Origin of the sequence: Neorhizobium puerariae (assembly GCF_042429745.1) — a bacterium.
Taxonomy (GTDB): Bacteria; Pseudomonadota; Alphaproteobacteria; order Rhizobiales; family Rhizobiaceae; genus Neorhizobium; species Neorhizobium puerariae.
In genome coordinates this window covers 122870-138021 of the sequence record NZ_JBHMAA010000003.1, presented here as the reverse complement: position 1 = coordinate 138021, position 15152 = coordinate 122870, and the positions used below count along the sequence as shown (strand labels likewise).

Annotated in this window: 14 protein-coding genes; 13 read left to right on the top strand and 1 reads right to left on the bottom strand. The window is 57.9% G+C overall.

The genetic code is table 11. The features are described 5' to 3' along the window. The first annotated feature begins 4 nt into the window (after positions 1 to 4). The 7 genes from ACFFP0_RS01825 (at position 5) to ACFFP0_RS01795 (ending at position 6554) form a co-directional block, all read left to right on the top strand. A complete protein-coding gene (locus tag ACFFP0_RS01825) occupies positions 5 to 280 on the top strand; it encodes a tautomerase family protein (protein ID WP_377255252.1) in 276 nt (91 codons plus the stop codon). Continuing rightward, the gene (locus ACFFP0_RS01820; protein WP_377255248.1) at positions 270 to 1508 is read left to right on the top strand and encodes an MFS transporter; all 1239 of its coding nucleotides are present in this window, start codon (positions 270 to 272) and stop codon (positions 1506 to 1508) included. Before ACFFP0_RS01825 ends, ACFFP0_RS01820 begins: the two co-directional genes overlap by 11 nt. A 6-nt stretch (positions 1509 to 1514) precedes the next feature. Continuing rightward, entirely contained in the window at positions 1515 to 2129 is a 615-nt protein-coding gene (locus ACFFP0_RS01815; protein WP_377255244.1) for a GNAT family N-acetyltransferase, read from the top strand. Positions 2130 to 2448: 319 nt separating this feature from the next. Next, positions 2449 to 3579 carry an ABC transporter ATP-binding protein gene (locus ACFFP0_RS01810; protein ID WP_377255241.1) on the top strand — a complete coding sequence of 377 codons (1131 nt, stop codon included), beginning with the start codon at positions 2449 to 2451 and terminating at the stop codon, positions 3577 to 3579. Continuing rightward, positions 3576 to 4457, top strand: a complete 882-nt coding sequence (locus ACFFP0_RS01805; RefSeq protein WP_377255238.1) for a carbohydrate ABC transporter permease — start codon at positions 3576 to 3578, stop codon at positions 4455 to 4457. The genes ACFFP0_RS01810 and ACFFP0_RS01805 overlap by 4 nt, the downstream gene beginning before the upstream one ends. Next, the gene (locus ACFFP0_RS01800) at positions 4454 to 5278 is read left to right on the top strand and encodes a carbohydrate ABC transporter permease (RefSeq protein WP_377255235.1); all 825 of its coding nucleotides are present in this window, start codon (positions 4454 to 4456) and stop codon (positions 5276 to 5278) included. Before ACFFP0_RS01805 ends, ACFFP0_RS01800 begins: the two co-directional genes overlap by 4 nt. 25 nt (positions 5279 to 5303) lie before the next feature. Further along, a complete protein-coding gene (locus ACFFP0_RS01795; RefSeq protein WP_377255233.1) occupies positions 5304 to 6554 on the top strand; it encodes an ABC transporter substrate-binding protein in 1251 nt (416 codons plus the stop codon). A 118-nt stretch (positions 6555 to 6672) separates the two neighbouring features. Here ACFFP0_RS01795 and ACFFP0_RS01790 read toward each other — a convergent pair whose 3' ends face one another. Beyond that, entirely contained in the window at positions 6673 to 7569 is an 897-nt protein-coding gene (locus tag ACFFP0_RS01790) for a LysR family transcriptional regulator (RefSeq protein ID WP_377255230.1), read from the bottom strand. Positions 7570 to 7719: 150 nt separating this feature from the next. Between ACFFP0_RS01790 and ACFFP0_RS01785 the strand changes: the two genes are divergently transcribed. From ACFFP0_RS01785 to ACFFP0_RS01760, 6 genes are all read left to right on the top strand, one after another. Then, complete coding sequence (locus ACFFP0_RS01785; RefSeq protein ID WP_377255227.1) at positions 7720 to 8856, top strand: cobalamin-independent methionine synthase II family protein; 1137 nt, start codon at positions 7720 to 7722, stop codon at positions 8854 to 8856. 31 nt (positions 8857 to 8887) lie between these two features. Continuing rightward, positions 8888 to 9709: a phosphodiesterase gene (locus ACFFP0_RS01780; protein ID WP_377255224.1), complete on the top strand. Its 822-nt coding sequence runs from the start codon at positions 8888 to 8890 to the stop codon at positions 9707 to 9709. A 473-nt stretch (positions 9710 to 10182) separates the two neighbouring features. After that, positions 10183 to 11211 (top strand): LacI family DNA-binding transcriptional regulator, encoded by a 1029-nt coding sequence (locus tag ACFFP0_RS01775; RefSeq protein ID WP_377255221.1) that lies wholly within the window; start codon positions 10183 to 10185, stop codon positions 11209 to 11211. Positions 11212 to 11482: 271 nt separating this feature from the next. Continuing rightward, positions 11483 to 12427: a sugar ABC transporter substrate-binding protein gene (locus ACFFP0_RS01770; protein WP_377255218.1), complete on the top strand. Its 945-nt coding sequence runs from the start codon at positions 11483 to 11485 to the stop codon at positions 12425 to 12427. Between the two features lie 67 nt (positions 12428 to 12494). Further along, positions 12495 to 14033 (top strand): sugar ABC transporter ATP-binding protein, encoded by a 1539-nt coding sequence (locus ACFFP0_RS01765; protein WP_377255215.1) that lies wholly within the window; start codon positions 12495 to 12497, stop codon positions 14031 to 14033. Between the two features lie 24 nt (positions 14034 to 14057). Further along, positions 14058 to 15080: an ABC transporter permease gene (locus ACFFP0_RS01760; protein WP_377255212.1), complete on the top strand. Its 1023-nt coding sequence runs from the start codon at positions 14058 to 14060 to the stop codon at positions 15078 to 15080. The last annotated feature ends 72 nt before the right edge of the window (positions 15081 to 15152 follow it).

Here is a 15152-nt window from a genome sequence, read left to right as displayed (position 1 = left end):
GCCCATGCCACATGTCATCATCAAGTATTTCGACACGGTCTTAACGGATGCGAACAAGGCGTCGTTGGCCGATGTCGTTACCCGAACCCTGGTCGAAACGCTCGGCTGTGCTTCCGGCGCCGTGTCGATCGCCTTGCGGCCGGTGGCACCGGCGGATTGGAACGAGACCGTGTTTATTCCGGACATCGACCGCCGTAGCGCCGAGCTTATCAAGATCCCCGATTACGCGGCGGCGTCAACCGCAAGCGAAGAAGCAAAGGAAACGCGTCATGTCCGATAGGTCAGAAAAGGCTTCGCCGATATTGCTGGCGATCGCGATCTTCCTGGTCTCGATCAATCTGCGCCCGGCCGTCGCTGCCATCGGGCCTTTGGTCGCACAGATCATTGGAAATACGGGCATCAACTCCACGGTCGTCGGGCTGCTGACCACAATCCCTGTCTTTCTGATGGGGGTTGGCGCCATCTATGTGAGGCAGATACGGGCGGCGCTCGGCGAGCGCGGGGGCATCGCCATCGGTGTCCTGATTATTGCCCTCTCCTGCTTGGCACGATACTGGCTGCCTTCTGGAGCGGGCCTGCTGGTCACCGCCGTGGGAGCGGGCGTCGGCATCACTCTGGTTCAATCGCTCATGCCGGGATTTGCCAAGCGTAATTTTGGTGGTTCTACGAGCCGGATCATTGGGCTTTATTCAACCGGCATCGTTGTCGGCGCATCGATCGCTGCCGGCACGGCGGCCGGAATCAGCGACGCCATAGGCTGGTTCGGAACGCTCGCCGCATGGAGTGCTCCGGCCTTGGTCGCCGCCCTCCTATGGGGCGTTTCCTCCCGCCACGCCACCAGCGAAAGCGCCGTCAACGCACCGGCGGCAGGTATACGCGCACCGTCCTTCTGGCGTAGTGCCCGTTGCTGGTCCCTTATGGTCTTCTTCGGCGTCGGCACAGGGGCCTTCATGCTCGCCATGGCCTGGATTCCGCCATTTTATCTCGAACGGGGCGTGGAACGAAGCAATGCCGGTCTGCTGCTTTCGGTACTCACCGTCGTCGAAGCGGTCACGGCTCTCGGGGTCGCCGCCTTCATTCATCGTTTCCCGGATCGCCGTGGACCGCTGGTGTTTTCGCTTCTGGTGACGGCGCTCGGTTTTATTGTTCTTTATGAGTGGCCCGTAGAACTGGCTTATGTGGCGATGGCTTTGCTCGGCATTGGTATCGGCATTCTGTTTCCGCTGTCGATCATCGTGGCGATCGATCATGTCGATGACCCGACCACTGCCGGGAACTTCACCTCTTTCGTTCAAGGGGGAGGTTACATCCTGGCGAGCTTCGTTCCTCTCTTTGCCGGAGCGGTGCGGGATTCTCTCGCGGACCTCAGCCGTGTCTGGCTGGTGATGACGATAGGCTCGTTGGCGATGATCGTGCTGGCGGTACGATACTCCCCAGAAAGCTACAGGCGTTTCTCCGCATCCTTGCGCGTGACATCGACGTTCAGCGCGGCGGAGGCGACCCGTTAGTATCTGATGGCTGACCTTTTAATTCGATCGTCTTTGCGCCATCCGGCTGCTCGACCGCTCATTGACGGGCTCATGCAGGAGCATGATCAACGCTATGGCGAGATTGAGCATCCGGATGGAAATCGTTCGCAAATCTTACAATATCCCGAAGCCCTATATGCTCCGCCACTCGGTGATTTCCTCCTCTTGCAACGCGATGGCCGGACTATCGCAGGAGGCGCTTTCGTGAGCCATGACGACGAGACGGTTGAGCTCAAGCGCATATGGGCGGACCCGATCTTGAGGCGGCAGGGCTTGGCGCGCCGGATTGTCCTCGCTCTTGAGGACAGCGCGGTTGATCAAGGTTACGTCAGGGTCTACCTTTCGACAGGTTTCCGCCAGCCTGAGGCGGTTGGGCTCTATTTGAGCCTGGGGTATCGGCCTCTGTTCGATCCCTCTGCCGATCCAACGCTTTATCGGTCGCTGTCGTTTGAAAAATACATCGGTAAAAGTGTGGGTAAACCATACACCACGCCTGTCTGTCCGCCAGCCGCGTCGTTCGATGAAGCGACGGCGCGAATAAAAGCTTTGAAAGATGCACAGGATCTGAAGATCATGAGGCGGTTGCAATGCATGACCTGAAGGGAAGCGATTTCCGGTCCGGCCAATTGACAACGCGAAGGTACAGTTGACGGTTCGCATCCGTTCAAGGGCAATACGAGACATCTCGTACCCAGTTTACCTATGCCGCTTTACAGCCGGGGTGCAGATGCAACCTTGCCTTCGCACGGAGCCACCGATTACAGCAAGCCACTCCTCGACCCAGCGCATTTTCGGCAAGTGAACGGTGTAGAAGTCGTCTTCGCTAATGGCGCGATAACTGCAGATAATATTCGGTCATTTCCATGTGAGTAAAACGCCCTATACGCCGACCGTCACGAATTCAGGACGGTTCATTTCCATGGCTGGGCTCGCAATCAAATCCGTCGCCAAGGCATTTGGCGATGCCACTATTTTAAAGCGGATCGACCTCGATATTCGCGACGGCGAATTCATCTCGCTGGTTGGGCCATCGGGTTGTGGCAAATCGACTTTGCTTCGGATCGTCGCGGGTTTGGAGGAGCAGAGCGAAGGCCACATATTGCTGGATGGCCGGCCGGTGGACAAGGTGCGCCCGCGTGACCGCGATCTCGCCATGGTATTCCAGTCCTATGCTCTCTACCCGCATCTCACGGTGGCAGAAAACATCGCGGTGCCCCTGAAGATGCGCCGGATGTCGACGCTGGAGCGCTCGGTCCTTGGTTCCTTCCTGCCCGGGAGCAGGACGAAAAGCCGCGACATCGCCAAAGAGGTCGAAGCCGTGTGCGATGCGCTGTCTATCGCCGGTCTGCGCGATCGCAAGCCTTCGGCTCTTTCAGGCGGGCAACGCCAGCGCGTCGCATTGGCGCGGGCCATGGTGCGTAAACCGAGCGCCTTTCTCATGGACGAGCCGCTGTCCAATCTGGATGCCAAGATGCGCGTTCAGGCGCGTGGGGAAATAGCCGCCCTTCACCGCCAACTCGGGGCAACGTTCATCTACGTCACCCACGACCAGGCTGAAGCGATGACGATGTCCGACCGGATCGCAGTCATGATGGGCGGAGAAGTCCTGCAGGTCGACACCCCCGATCGGATCTATCAAATGCCCGAGGATCTCAGGGTCGCGGAATTCATCGGGAGCCCCAAGATCAATGTCGTGGCTGCCTTGCTTGGCGATGGAGGAAGGCTCTCGATCGGCGCTGGCGCCGCCGGTCTGCATCCCAATGGCATTCATGCAGCCTTTCGGCCCGAGGCCGCGCGCCTGGTGGGGAGGGGCGAGGGCGTCATCTCCGGCGTCGTCTGTCACATCGAGAACCTTGGAGCCGACATCTTCGTCCAGGTCCGTGCGGATGACATGAATGGCCTGGCCATTGTCGTAAGAGTAGATCCTGCGGATCAACGCCCCGCGATCGGCGACCGTCTGGGTATCGCTATCGACGAGGGCCGTCTTCATGTCTTCGGGTGCGACAATCGCCGCGTGGCCGGCGCCTTCAAACTGGGGGCGGACCGATGAGCGCTTCCGCACGCCAGAACCGTGCCGGCCTCGCATTGTTGGCGCCGGCGGCGATCCTGGCGACAGTGTTTCTCCTGCTTCCCTTGCTGGCCATCATTGTCCTTGCGTTCACTGATTATCAGCTCGGCGATCGGAGCCTTCGGTTCATCGGCCTCGGCAATTTCCGAGATCTGGCTGAAGACCATGCTTTCTGGCGGTCACTTTCGAATACCCTGATCTACTCCGCCATCGTCGTTCCCGGCTCAGTGGGCCTGGGGCTTGCCAGCGCCCTGCTCGTCAACTCGAGCGCTTCGTTCAAATCGTTTTACCGCACGGTATTTTTCCTGCCTGTCATGGCAAGTCTGCTTGCCATGGCCGTAGTTTGGGAATTCATGCTTCAGCCGAGCTTCGGCATCGCCAACGCCGTGATGAAACTGCTGGGACTTGCCCCGCACAATTGGCTGAAGGAGAGCGGTCTCGCTCTCTATGTGCTCGCCGTGATCGGCATCTGGCAGAGTTTCGGCTTCAACATGGTTCTGTTCATGGCCGGGCTTTCGACTATTCCGCGCGAACTCTACGACGCGGCAAATATCGATGGCGCACCGAACGCCTGGACGCGTTTCACACTTGTCACCTGGCCGCAGCTAGGGGCCGTGACAATCTTCGTCGCCATCACCTCGGGCATCCGGTCCTTCCAGGTTTTCGACACCGTACAGTCGCTGACCCAGGGAGGACCGAACAAGGCTACCGAAGTCCTTCTCTACACGGTTTATGCGGAGGGGTTCGAGTTTCTCAGAAGCGGCAGGGCCGCTGCGCTCACGGTCGTGTTTCTTGTCCTGATACTTGCAATCGGTCTTCTCCGCTTTCTTTATCCCGGCCGACAGGGAGAAGCCGCATGAGCAATATCCTCGTCGCAGCCCTGCGCCACATTCTGCTTTTGCTGCTTGGCATCTTTTCGCTGCTTCCGTTCGCCGTCATGCTGTCGACATCGCTGAAGTCGGCCGATGAGATTTTCTCCGGCACGATCAATTGGTGGCCCCGGCAGCTTGCCGTCATCGAGAACTATTCCGAAGCTTTCTCGGCGGCGCCGCTTGCATACTATCTTCTCAATGGCGCGCTCGTGACGGCGGCGATCTTTCTTCTGCAGGCCCTCGTCGCGCTTCCCGCAGCCTATGCCTTGGCCAAGCTGCGCTTCGTCGGCCGTAGAGTCGCCTTCGGCATGGTCCTGTTCTGCCTGCTCATTCCATACCATGTCATCGCCGTGCCGCTCTTCATCCTGTTCTATGGCGTCGGTCTGCTTGACAGTTACAGCGCGATGATCCTGCCGTTTACGATCTCCGTTTTCGGAATATTCCTGTTGCGGCAGTTCTTCATGGGTGTCCCCGACGATCTGGTGGACGCGGCGCGCATGGATGGGATGTCGGAACTCTCCATCGTCTGGCGGGTCATGCTGCCCGCCGCAGTTCCGGCGCTCACCGCCTTCGGTATCTTTTCGGTCGTTGCGCATTGGAACGACTATTTCTGGCCTTTGATCGTCATTTCCAGCGACCGGTACATGACGCCGCCTCTCGGCATCATGGCGTTCCGAAATGCCGAGGCCGGCAACAATTACGGTCCGCTGATGGCAGCAGCGACAATCGTTGTCGCCCCGCTTTTGGCCTTGTTTCTTCTCGCACAACGCCGGTTCATCGAAGGCATGACCTTCACCGGCATCAAATAACCCACCGAGCATCGGAGAAAGCAGAATGAAAGTGACCGTATTGGCCGCAGCGTTTTCGCTGGCGGCAACGATGGCTGCAGCCCAGACCACCATCACCGTTCAATATCCCTATGCGGAGTTGTTCGAAGGAACCCAGAAGGAAATCGCCGCTGCGTTCACCAGAGCGCATCCGGACATCACCGTAGAGTTCCGCCCGGCTTACAAGGAATATGAGGATGCCGCCCAGCGTGTTCTTCGTGAAGGCATTACCGGCAACACGCCGGATGTGACATTCCAGGGCCTGAACCGCGTTCGCGTTCTTGCGGACAAGGGCATGGCCGTGGCGCTCGATGATTTCATCGCCAACGAAAAGGACTTCGACGCGGCCGGCTATCATGAAGGCATGCGAGCGGCCGGAGCATCAAACGGCAAGGTCTACGGTCTTCCCTTCGCCATCTCGCTGCCGATCGTCTACTACAATATGGATCTCGTCAGAAAAGCAGGACTCGAGGAAAATAACCTGCCGAAGACCTGGAACGAGATCATCGAACTTGGCAAGAAGATCCAGTCGCAGGGCGAGGCCGACGGGGTGGAGGTCGAGTGGACGATCACCGGCAACTGGCTGTGGCAGTCACTCGACTTCGGCTATGGCGGTTCGATGCTCAACGACGACGAAACCAAGGTGGCATTCACCGACGAGGCTGGAAAGAAAGCGATCGACACGCTTGGCCGGCTGGCGACCGAAGCCAAGTCGCCCAACATGTCTTCCAACGATATGTTTGCAGCATTTTCGGCCGGAAAGCTCGGTATACTGGTTACCTCGACGGCGCGCGTCAACGCGATCTCCAGGCAGATCGGTACAAAGTTCGAATTCAAGACCGGAACCTATCCGGATCTGAAGCCGGGCGTCTCGCGCCTTCCGGCGGGCGGCAATGTTGCCATCATCACTTCCAAAGACAAGGAAAAGCAGAAAGCTGCCTGGGAGTTTCTGAAGTTCGCGACCGGTCCCGAAGGCGGAGCAATCATGGTCAAGACGACGGGATATATGGCCCCCAACAACAAGGCCGCCGACCTGTTGAAGGACTTCTATGAAAAGAATCCCAATCAGGCGGTCGCGCTTTCGCAGCTTGCCTACCTGACGGGCTGGTATGCCTTCCCCGGCGACAACGGTCTGAAGATTACCGACGTCATCAAGGACCGTCTTCAGTCGATCATGGATGGAAGCCGCGCGAAAGAGCCGCAGGCCGTGCTGGCCGACATGGCTTCGGACGTCCAGGCGCTGCTGCCGCGCAAGTGAGGATCATCGGGCGCGTCCGATTTCAGGGGCGCGGCCGTCTCCTGCCTATCCGATGCCGTCTCCTGCCTATCCGATAAAGTATCGGTCAATCCTGAAATGAGGCAACCAGCTGGCTGCCTCATTTCTGCAGGTCAGGAACCATTGCGCGCACGCTGTCATCGCATTCGTCGAGAAAAGCCCGGACAAGCTTGAGATCCGTCTTGTCTTTCGTCGTCACGACATAGGTTCCGAAGGTTTTTTCAAGCTCTCGGACCGGTCGGAAAACGAATTCGCGAGAAGGAAATACGCTGTCCTCGAGAAAAATGCCGACGCCCAATCCGTGCAGGACGGCTTCCTTCATGACTGCATATGTGGTCATCTGGATGGCATTGGCAAAGCGGATACCACTGGCCAAACTGGCTCGCGTCAGTTCCCGCTGGGTCAGCGAGCCATCTTCAGGAAGGATCATCACCTCGTTCGCGAGTTCTGCCATCGTTACGGACTGTTGCGCCGCCAGCGGATGCTCGCATCGCAACATCGCGACAAAAGGATTTCGCGTCAGTTCCTGCTGAAACATGCCGGGAATTTCATCAGGCTCGGTGATGATGGCTATGTCGACGTCGCGTGCCGCCAGCCTTTCCATTGTCTTTGTCCAGCTGAGGAGCGCGAAGGTCACCTTCACGCCAGGATGGTTTTGCTTGAACCGGGCGATCAGCGGCATGGCGGGTCGAGGAGCATTTGCGATTATGCTTAAATTGCCGTCGAACAGTGAGCTATACGCATTGACCTTCTCGGCAACGAGCTTCTCCAGAACATCGATGCGGTCGGTCAGGAGGAAAAGCTCCTGGGCGGCCTTCGTCGGTTCAAGACCTGTTCTATAGCGGATGAATAATGTGGACCCGACCCGCTGCTCAAGCTTTGCAAGATGCTGTGTGACCGCCGACTGCGTTATCCCCAGAACCGATGCCGCATCGGAGACGCTTCGCTGGCGGAAGACTTCCGTAAACGCTGCGATCTGTTGAGAGCTCACCTTCACGAAGAATGCCCTTTGCTGCCGATTATATAAGTTCAACTAATACGACGACACAGGGACGTCAATCGAACTTACTATGGTCGCACCGTCAGCGCCTCGCCATCCGCGGTCTGATGCGCCGAGTATCATTGGTCCAGTTTCAGGAGAAACGTCATGCAGATCAGCACGGATCGTATCCTTACAACGCATGTCGGCAGCCTGCCGCGCCCCGCGGCCCTTGAAGCGAAGATTGCCGCGAAGGAGAAAAACGAGCTTGACGCTGAAGGGCGTGCGTCTCTCCCCGACGAGATTTCAGAAGCTGTCATGGACATCGTGCTGAAGCAGGCGGCGGCGGGGATATCGGTTGTGGATGATGGCGAGATGAGCAAATACGCCTATGCCACTTATGCGCGAGAGCGCCTGACCGGCTTGACTGGCGTCGATCAGCCGTTGGCGCTTTCCGAACTCGCTGAATTTCCAGACTTCGCCAAAAAAATCGTGCTGGATATAAAGACCCCGGCCTGTGTGGGGCCGATCGAATACATCGGAGGAGATATCCTTCAGGCGGATCTTTCCAACCTGAAAGCGGCGCTGGCCGGGGCTTCTGCCGAGGAAGCTTTCATGAATGCCTCATCCCCGGGCATCATGGCGCACTATATGCCGAACACCTTCTATCCTTCGCAGGAAGAGTATCTCTACGCCTTGGGTGAGGCTATGAGGCACGAATACGAGGCTATCGTCGCATCGGGCCTTCTGCTTCAGATCGACTGCCCGGACCTGGCCCTCGGGCGGCATTTCCGCGAAAAGCCGATGGAAGTCGACGAATTCCGCAAGGAGATCGTTTTGCATGTTGCCGTGCTCAATCATGCGCTTCGCAACATTCCCGCCGACCGGCTGCGAATGCACCTTTGCTGGGGCAATTACGAATCTCCACACCACCACGACATCGACCTTCACGAGATTTTCGACATCGCCATCACCGCCAAGCCCATGGCTCTGTTGCTCGAAGCGGCCAATCCCAGGCATTCGCATGAATGGAGCCTGTTCAAGGAAACCGCTCTGCCTGAAGACAAGATCATTGTGCCAGGCGTCATCGATACCTGCACGAATTACATCGAGCACCCCGAAGTCGTTGCGCAGCGCATTGAGCAATACGCCAACCTCGTTGGCCGCGAGCGGGTGATCGCTGGCACGGATTGCGGGTTCGCAAGCTTCGCGACTTTTCACACCGTCGACCCGGATATTGCCTGGAAAAAGCTGGAATCCCTGGTGCATGGAGCCGAGATCGCATCGCGGCGGCTCTGGGCCTAATCGCCCAACTGATATGACAATAGGACTGCCAATGAAGATAATACAGATAACGGACATCCACCTGATGCCCGCGGACGAAACCCTTTTTGACAATGACCCGGGCGCGCGTCTGGCGGCTTGCCTGTCGGACATCCGCAGGAATCACCCGGATGCCGATCTTTGCGTCATCACCGGCGATCTTGCTCATCACGGTCAGGAGCAATCCTATGTCAGGCTTCGGCAAGCGCTGGAGGGCTTTCCTGTCCCTGTCCGGCTGCTGATCGGCAACCATGACGATCGGACGCAGTTCCGCCGTGTGTTTCCGGATATTGAGGTCGATGAACACGGCTTCGTCCAATCCGTCCTTGACAATGAGGAAGGGTGCTTCCTGTTCCTCGATACCAATCGGGCCGATAGCCATGCGGGACGATATTGCGCGGACAGGCTGGCATGGTTGGACGCGCGGCTGAAGGAAGCCGCCGGCCGTCCGGTCTATCTCTTTATGCACCACCATCCGCTGCCCGTGCATTTTCGCCCCGTCGACGAGTTGATCCTGGAGGATGGCCTTGTTTTGGGGCGGCTCCTGGAGGGGCATGATGTCCGTCACATTTTCTTCGGCCATGTCCATCGACCGATTTGCGGGAGCTGGAACGGCATCCCGTTCTCGACCCTGCGCGGCTTGAACCACCAGACCTGGCTCGACTTCGCGCTGGAACGAGGCATCCCATGCAGCATGGAGCCGCCGGCTTATGCCATTGTTTTCATTGAGGGCGGCTCAGTGGTTGTTCACTCGCATGATTTCCTCGATGACAGTGCGAAGTACCACTACGATCCCGATCTCCCGGTGGATCGGCAGGTTGTCGCGCTCACCTGATCGCCTGGATGCCCCGACAGGAAATGTGTCAGGGCATCCACTGTCTTATCGGGTCTGCAAAAGGACGCCTGCCGTGTTTTCATCGGTGATCAGGGCGCGGCGGAGCTTGGCCGGAATTGCCGCTTTGATGAGGTTCACCTTCTGCAATCCGACTGCAGCCAGAACAGGAAAAGGAATGCGCGCAAGCGCGGTATGAGATGGATTGACGACGCGTCCGGCCGGCGGATGCGGTCCCGGGAAGCTCGTTTCCTGATCGCATTTCAACAATCCCCACGAGGCCCATGCCGCGTGGTTGTCGGAATAATGGATCGATTTCCTTTCATCAAATCCGAGGTCGCAGAGGCCTTCATCGTTCTTCACCATGCCGCGAGAGCAAACGCAGATATCTTGCGATCCTGATTGGCTTCTTTCATTTATCGTGACAATCTATGTCACATAGTGATGAAACTCCATCTGACTCTGAGGTGAATTCGATGAAGCGTCCCACAATTGCGGACGTCGCGGAAGCGGCCGGCGTCAGCGTTGCAACGGTCGATCGTGTGCTGAATGCGCGCTTGCCTGTGCGCGAAGAGACGTCGAAACGCGTGTTCTCCGCCGCGGAGAAGATCGGATTTCACGCCACGAATATCATTCGCCAGAGAATGCTGGCGGACTTGCCCTCGTATAATCTCGGCTTCATCCTACGCAAGGAACGCCATGCCTTCTATCAGTCGTTCGCCAAGGAGCTGGAGGCGGCAGCGCTTTCGGTCAAGGATCGACGTCTCCAGATACATGTTCAATTTGCAAAATCAGGGGAACCGGCCGAGCTTTCGGACCTGCTGCTTGGCATGAAGGGCAAGGTGCAGGCAATTGGCGCCATCGGACCGGACCATCATGACGTTACATCAGCCGTGAGCGCGCTAAAATCCAAGGGTATTCCGACCTTCTCCCTCCTTTCCGATTTCGCTCAAGGCGTGCGCGAGGCCTATCTCGGCACGAATAATATGAAAGTGGGCCGGACCGCGGCATGGGTGCTGTCCAAGCTGTCGTGTTCTCCCGGTAAAATGCTTCTGCTTCTGGGCGGACATCGATTTCACGGCCATTCGCTTCGCGAGACCGGATTTCGCAGTTACATGCGGGAATACGCGCCGGAGTTCGAGGTGCTGGACGCCCTGATCAATCTTGAGACGCGCCGTCTGACCTATGAATTGCTGATGGATGCGATTTCTCGCCATAACGACCTCGTCGGCGTCTATTGTATCGGGGGCGGAATGGAAGGCGCGATCGAAGCTCTTCAGGAAACGGACAAGGGCGAAAAGATCGGCTGCCTCGTCAACGAACTCACCCCTGAATCCAGACAGGCCCTGCTTGAGCGGCGAATTACGGGTGTTTTTCAGACACCGTTACGGGAGCTTTGCACCGACCTGATCGCCACCATGGTTCATACGATCGAAAACGGCATGGCGGAAACGCCCGGACAGCGTTTTCTTCCTGCGCAGCTTTGGGTGCCTGAGAGTCTATGATGGTTTGATGGATTCCATCATGCTTTAATGCTTAGTTTCTATCAGCGCTGATAGCGGCTGGCCGTCAAGATGCGTTGACGAGGGTCCTCCATTAGGAAATTGTCCTGCCGGGTGGTGGAGACAGGAGGCACACCGCCGCCCCTATTTTAAATCCTGGCTGGCCCGTGGCGAAGATCTTGATCTTCGCCAGAGAGCCTTGTTGCCCAATGACTGGCCGAGGCCGTGGGACCCGTGCGGCCGGACGTTTCATAATCTGTGGAGGAGAATGGGAATGAAGAAGAAGCACCTGATTATCGCAGCTTTCGCCAGCATGCTGGCGACGACGGCGTCGGCCGAGACGATTGGTGTCTCGATGGCGCTGTTCGACGACAATTTTCTCACCGTCCTTCGAAACGGCATGGCTGATTACGCCAAGACACAAAAGGGCGTTACGCTGCAAGTCGAGGATGCGCAAAACGACGTCGGCAGGCAGCTCAGCCAGGTCCAGAACTTTGTTGCTTCCGGCGTTGATGCTATTATCGTCAATCCGGTCGATACGGACGCAACCGTTGCGTTGTCGCAAGCCGCCGAGGCTGCGGGAATTCCGCTGGTTTACGTCAACCGAATGCCGGTAAACGTGGATCGGCTCCCCGAAAAGCAGGCATTCGTCGCATCCGACGAAAAAGAATCCGGGACCCTCGAAACCAAGGAAGTGTGCCGGCTCTTGAAGGCGGCCGGGAAAAAGGAAGCGAAGGCCGTCGTCATGATGGGCGAGCTCTCCAATCAGGCTGCCCGCATGCGCACGCAAGACATCAAGGATGTGATCGCGACACCGGATTGCGGTTTCATCAAGATCGTCGAGGAGCAGACCGCCAACTGGTCGCGCACTCAGGGCGCCGACCTGATGACCAACTGGCTCTCCGCCGGCGTTCAATTCGACGCGGTCATCGCCAACAATGACGAAATGGCGATCGGCGCGATCCAGTCGTTGAAGGCTGCCGGCAAGAACATGAAAGACGTTATCGTCTCCGGCGTGGATGCCACGCAGGATGCGCTGGCTGCAATGGCTGCCGGTGATCTCGACGTGACCGTGTTTCAGAATGCGGCGGGGCAGGGCAAGGGCGCCGTGGATGCCGCACTCAAGATTGCCCGCGGCGAGAAGATCGAGAAGAAAGTCTACGTCCCTTTCGAACTCGTCACGCCGGCAAACCTCAAGGACTACCAGGCCAAGAACTAATCGGCTCGCAGCATCGAGAGAGGCGGATGGCCGCCTCTTTCAATTCACAGGCGAGAGAGGAGAAGCCATGGTCAGTCCTACAACAGCTGCGGCAATCAAACGGGTGCTTGAGGCGACGGAAGTCGATGGCCTGCTTGCAATCGAAGGAATCCGAAAGGAATTTCCAGGTGTGCTGGCGCTCGACAATGTGCAGCTTCGCGTCAAGCCCGGAACCGTGCATGCTCTGATGGGCGAAAACGGCGCCGGCAAATCGACGCTCATGAAAATCATCGCCGGGATTTATCAGCCAGATGCTGGTGAAATACGCCTCCGTGGTGTCTCCACGGTGCTGAAGTCGCCACTGGACGCGTTGGAGCAGGGGATCGCGATGATCCACCAGGAACTCCAGTTGATGAACTGGATGACCGTGGCGGAGAATATCTGGATACGGCGTGAACCGAAGAACCGTTTCGGCCTCATCGACCATGCCAAGATGGTCACAATCACCGAGGAGCTCTTCGCTCGCCTGAACATCGTTCTCGATCCCAGAGCGCAAGTGTCCGAGCTGACAGTCGCACAAAAGCAGATGGTCGAGATCGCGCGTGCGGTTAGCTACGAGTCTTCTGTGCTGATCATGGATGAACCGACTTCTGCGCTGACTGACCGCGAAGTCGAACACCTCTTTGCAATCATCCGCGATCTTCGCTCGCGCGGAATTGGCATCGTTTACATCACCCATAAGATGAATGAACTCTTCGAGATCGCCGACGAGTTCACGGTTTTCCGTGACGGCAAGTATGTCGGCACGCACTCCTCCAAAGACGTCACGCGGGACGACATTATTCGCATGATGGTAGGGCGCGAGATCACGGACATGTTCCCCAAGATCGACTGCCCGATCGGCGACATCGTTCTTGAGGTCAAGAACCTGACAATCCCGGGTGTCTTTCATGACATCTCCTTTACGATCCGGCGAGGGGAGATCCTGGGGCTCGCCGGGCTGGTGGGCTCAAAACGCTCAAATGTCGCAGAAGCGCTGTTTGGAGTTCGACCGGCAACTTCGGGAGAAATCGTGATCGATGGTGACCCGGCGAAAATCGACAGCCCCAGCGCCGCGATGGCTCACGGACTGGCCTTTCTCACCGAGGATCGGAAGGAGACGGGCTGTTTCCTGACGCTGAATTGCCTCGAGAACATCCAATCCGCATTGATCACGCGCTCCCACGTCAAGGCCGGTTTTGTTGATCAGCCGACGGTCACAAGACTATCGGAGGAGATGGCGGCCAAGCTCCGCGTCAAGACGCCGAACCTTCAGGAGACCGTCGAGAACCTCTCGGGCGGCAATCAACAGAAGCTTTTGATCGCGCGTTGGCTTTTGACAAAACCACGCATCCTCATCCTCGACGAGCCGACGCGCGGGATCGACGTTGGGGCCAAGTCGGAAATCCATCGGTTGATCACCGGGCTCGCCGCCCAGGGGGTCGCGGTCCTGATGATCTCCTCCGAATTGCCTGAGGTCCTCGGAATGAGCGACCGGATCATGGTGATGCATGAAGGGCACGTTTCAGGCTTCCTTGATCGCGCCGAGGCAAGCCAGGTCAAGATAATGAACCTGGCTGCGCGCTAGCGTTCATTGCGGAAGGAAATTTCCATGACAAATGCGACATCGCAATCCGCTCTTCCTGTCACCCGCGCAAGGCGCCGTGTCCCGGCGGAATTGAACATTCTTCTGGTTCTCGTGGGGATTTCGCTGACGTTCGAGATACTCGGTTGGATACTGCAAGGGCAGAGCTTCCTCGCAAACACCCAACGTCTTTCGATCATGATCCTGCAGGTCTCGGTCATCGGGATCATTGCCATCGGCGTCACGCAGGTCATCATCTCCGACGGAATTGACCTCAGTTCCGGTTCGATCGTTGGTGCGACTGCCATGATCTCGATGAGTCTCGCGCAGGTCGGCACCTTCGAACGTGCTCTCTATCCGGGCCTGACGGATCTTCCGGTGGTCGTGCCGGTTTTCGCCGGGCTTCTCGTTGGCGTGGTCTGCGGCGCCATCAACGGCCTCCTGATCGCGTACAGCAAGATTCCACCGTTTATTGCCACGCTCGGCATGATGGTCACGGCGCGTGGATTTGCCAAGTGGTATACGAAGGGCCAGCCGATCAGCTTCCCGACCGACAGTTTCGCGGCGATCGGCAAGGGGCTCGCGCCAATCTTGATCTTCGTCCTTGTGGCCTCAGTCATGCATATCATCCTGCGCTATACGCGCTATGGCAAATTCACCTATGCCATCGGCGCGAACAAACAGGCCGCCCGCGTTTCCGGAATCGACGTCGAGCGCCACACCGTGAAGGTCTACGCTGTTGCCGGCCTGCTGTCGGCGCTCGCCGGGATCGTCGTTGCCTCCCGTGGTCTCACCGCCCAGGCAGGCATGGGCATGAGCTACGAACTCGACGCCATAGCCATGGCCGTTATCGGAGGCGTGTCGTTGTCCGGCGGTCGCGGCTCCGTCATCGGCACAATGATCGGCATGGTGATCTTCGGTGTCATCATCTCCGGCTTCACCTTCCTTCGCCTCGATGCCTATTACCAGGAAATGCTCAAGGGCGTGATCATTGTCGCCGCCGTTGTCGCCGACGTCTATCGCCAGAGAAAGCGCGTCAAGAAAAGCTGAACAGACGGGCGGTCCGCCGCTCGTTTGCACTCTTTCCCATGACATCGAAATACCGGCTGATATGCCGACGGA

Bases quoted from the DNA above. Each gene is read 5' to 3' on its own strand.
- ACFFP0_RS01825 (WP_377255252.1), top strand. From the start codon at position 5: ATGCCACATGTCATCATCAAGTATTTCGACACGGTCTTAACGGATGCG.
- ACFFP0_RS01815 (WP_377255244.1), top strand. From the start codon at position 1,515: ATGGCTGACCTTTTAATTCGATCGTCTTTGCGCCATCCGGCTGCTCGA.
- ACFFP0_RS01780 (WP_377255224.1), top strand. From the start codon at position 8,888: ATGAAGATAATACAGATAACGGACATCCACCTGATGCCCGCGGACGAA.
- ACFFP0_RS01765 (WP_377255215.1), top strand. From the start codon at position 12,495: ATGGTCAGTCCTACAACAGCTGCGGCAATCAAACGGGTGCTTGAGGCG.
- ACFFP0_RS01795 (WP_377255233.1), top strand. From the start codon at position 5,304: ATGAAAGTGACCGTATTGGCCGCAGCGTTTTCGCTGGCGGCAACGATG.
- ACFFP0_RS01770 (WP_377255218.1), top strand. From the start codon at position 11,483: ATGAAGAAGAAGCACCTGATTATCGCAGCTTTCGCCAGCATGCTGGCG.
- ACFFP0_RS01820 (WP_377255248.1), top strand. From the start codon at position 270: ATGTCCGATAGGTCAGAAAAGGCTTCGCCGATATTGCTGGCGATCGCG.
- ACFFP0_RS01805 (WP_377255238.1), top strand. From the start codon at position 3,576: ATGAGCGCTTCCGCACGCCAGAACCGTGCCGGCCTCGCATTGTTGGCG.
- ACFFP0_RS01785 (WP_377255227.1), top strand. From the start codon at position 7,720: ATGCAGATCAGCACGGATCGTATCCTTACAACGCATGTCGGCAGCCTG.
- ACFFP0_RS01775 (WP_377255221.1), top strand. From the start codon at position 10,183: ATGAAGCGTCCCACAATTGCGGACGTCGCGGAAGCGGCCGGCGTCAGC.
- ACFFP0_RS01800 (WP_377255235.1), top strand. From the start codon at position 4,454: ATGAGCAATATCCTCGTCGCAGCCCTGCGCCACATTCTGCTTTTGCTG.
- ACFFP0_RS01810 (WP_377255241.1), top strand. From the start codon at position 2,449: ATGGCTGGGCTCGCAATCAAATCCGTCGCCAAGGCATTTGGCGATGCC.
- ACFFP0_RS01760 (WP_377255212.1), top strand. From the start codon at position 14,058: ATGACAAATGCGACATCGCAATCCGCTCTTCCTGTCACCCGCGCAAGG.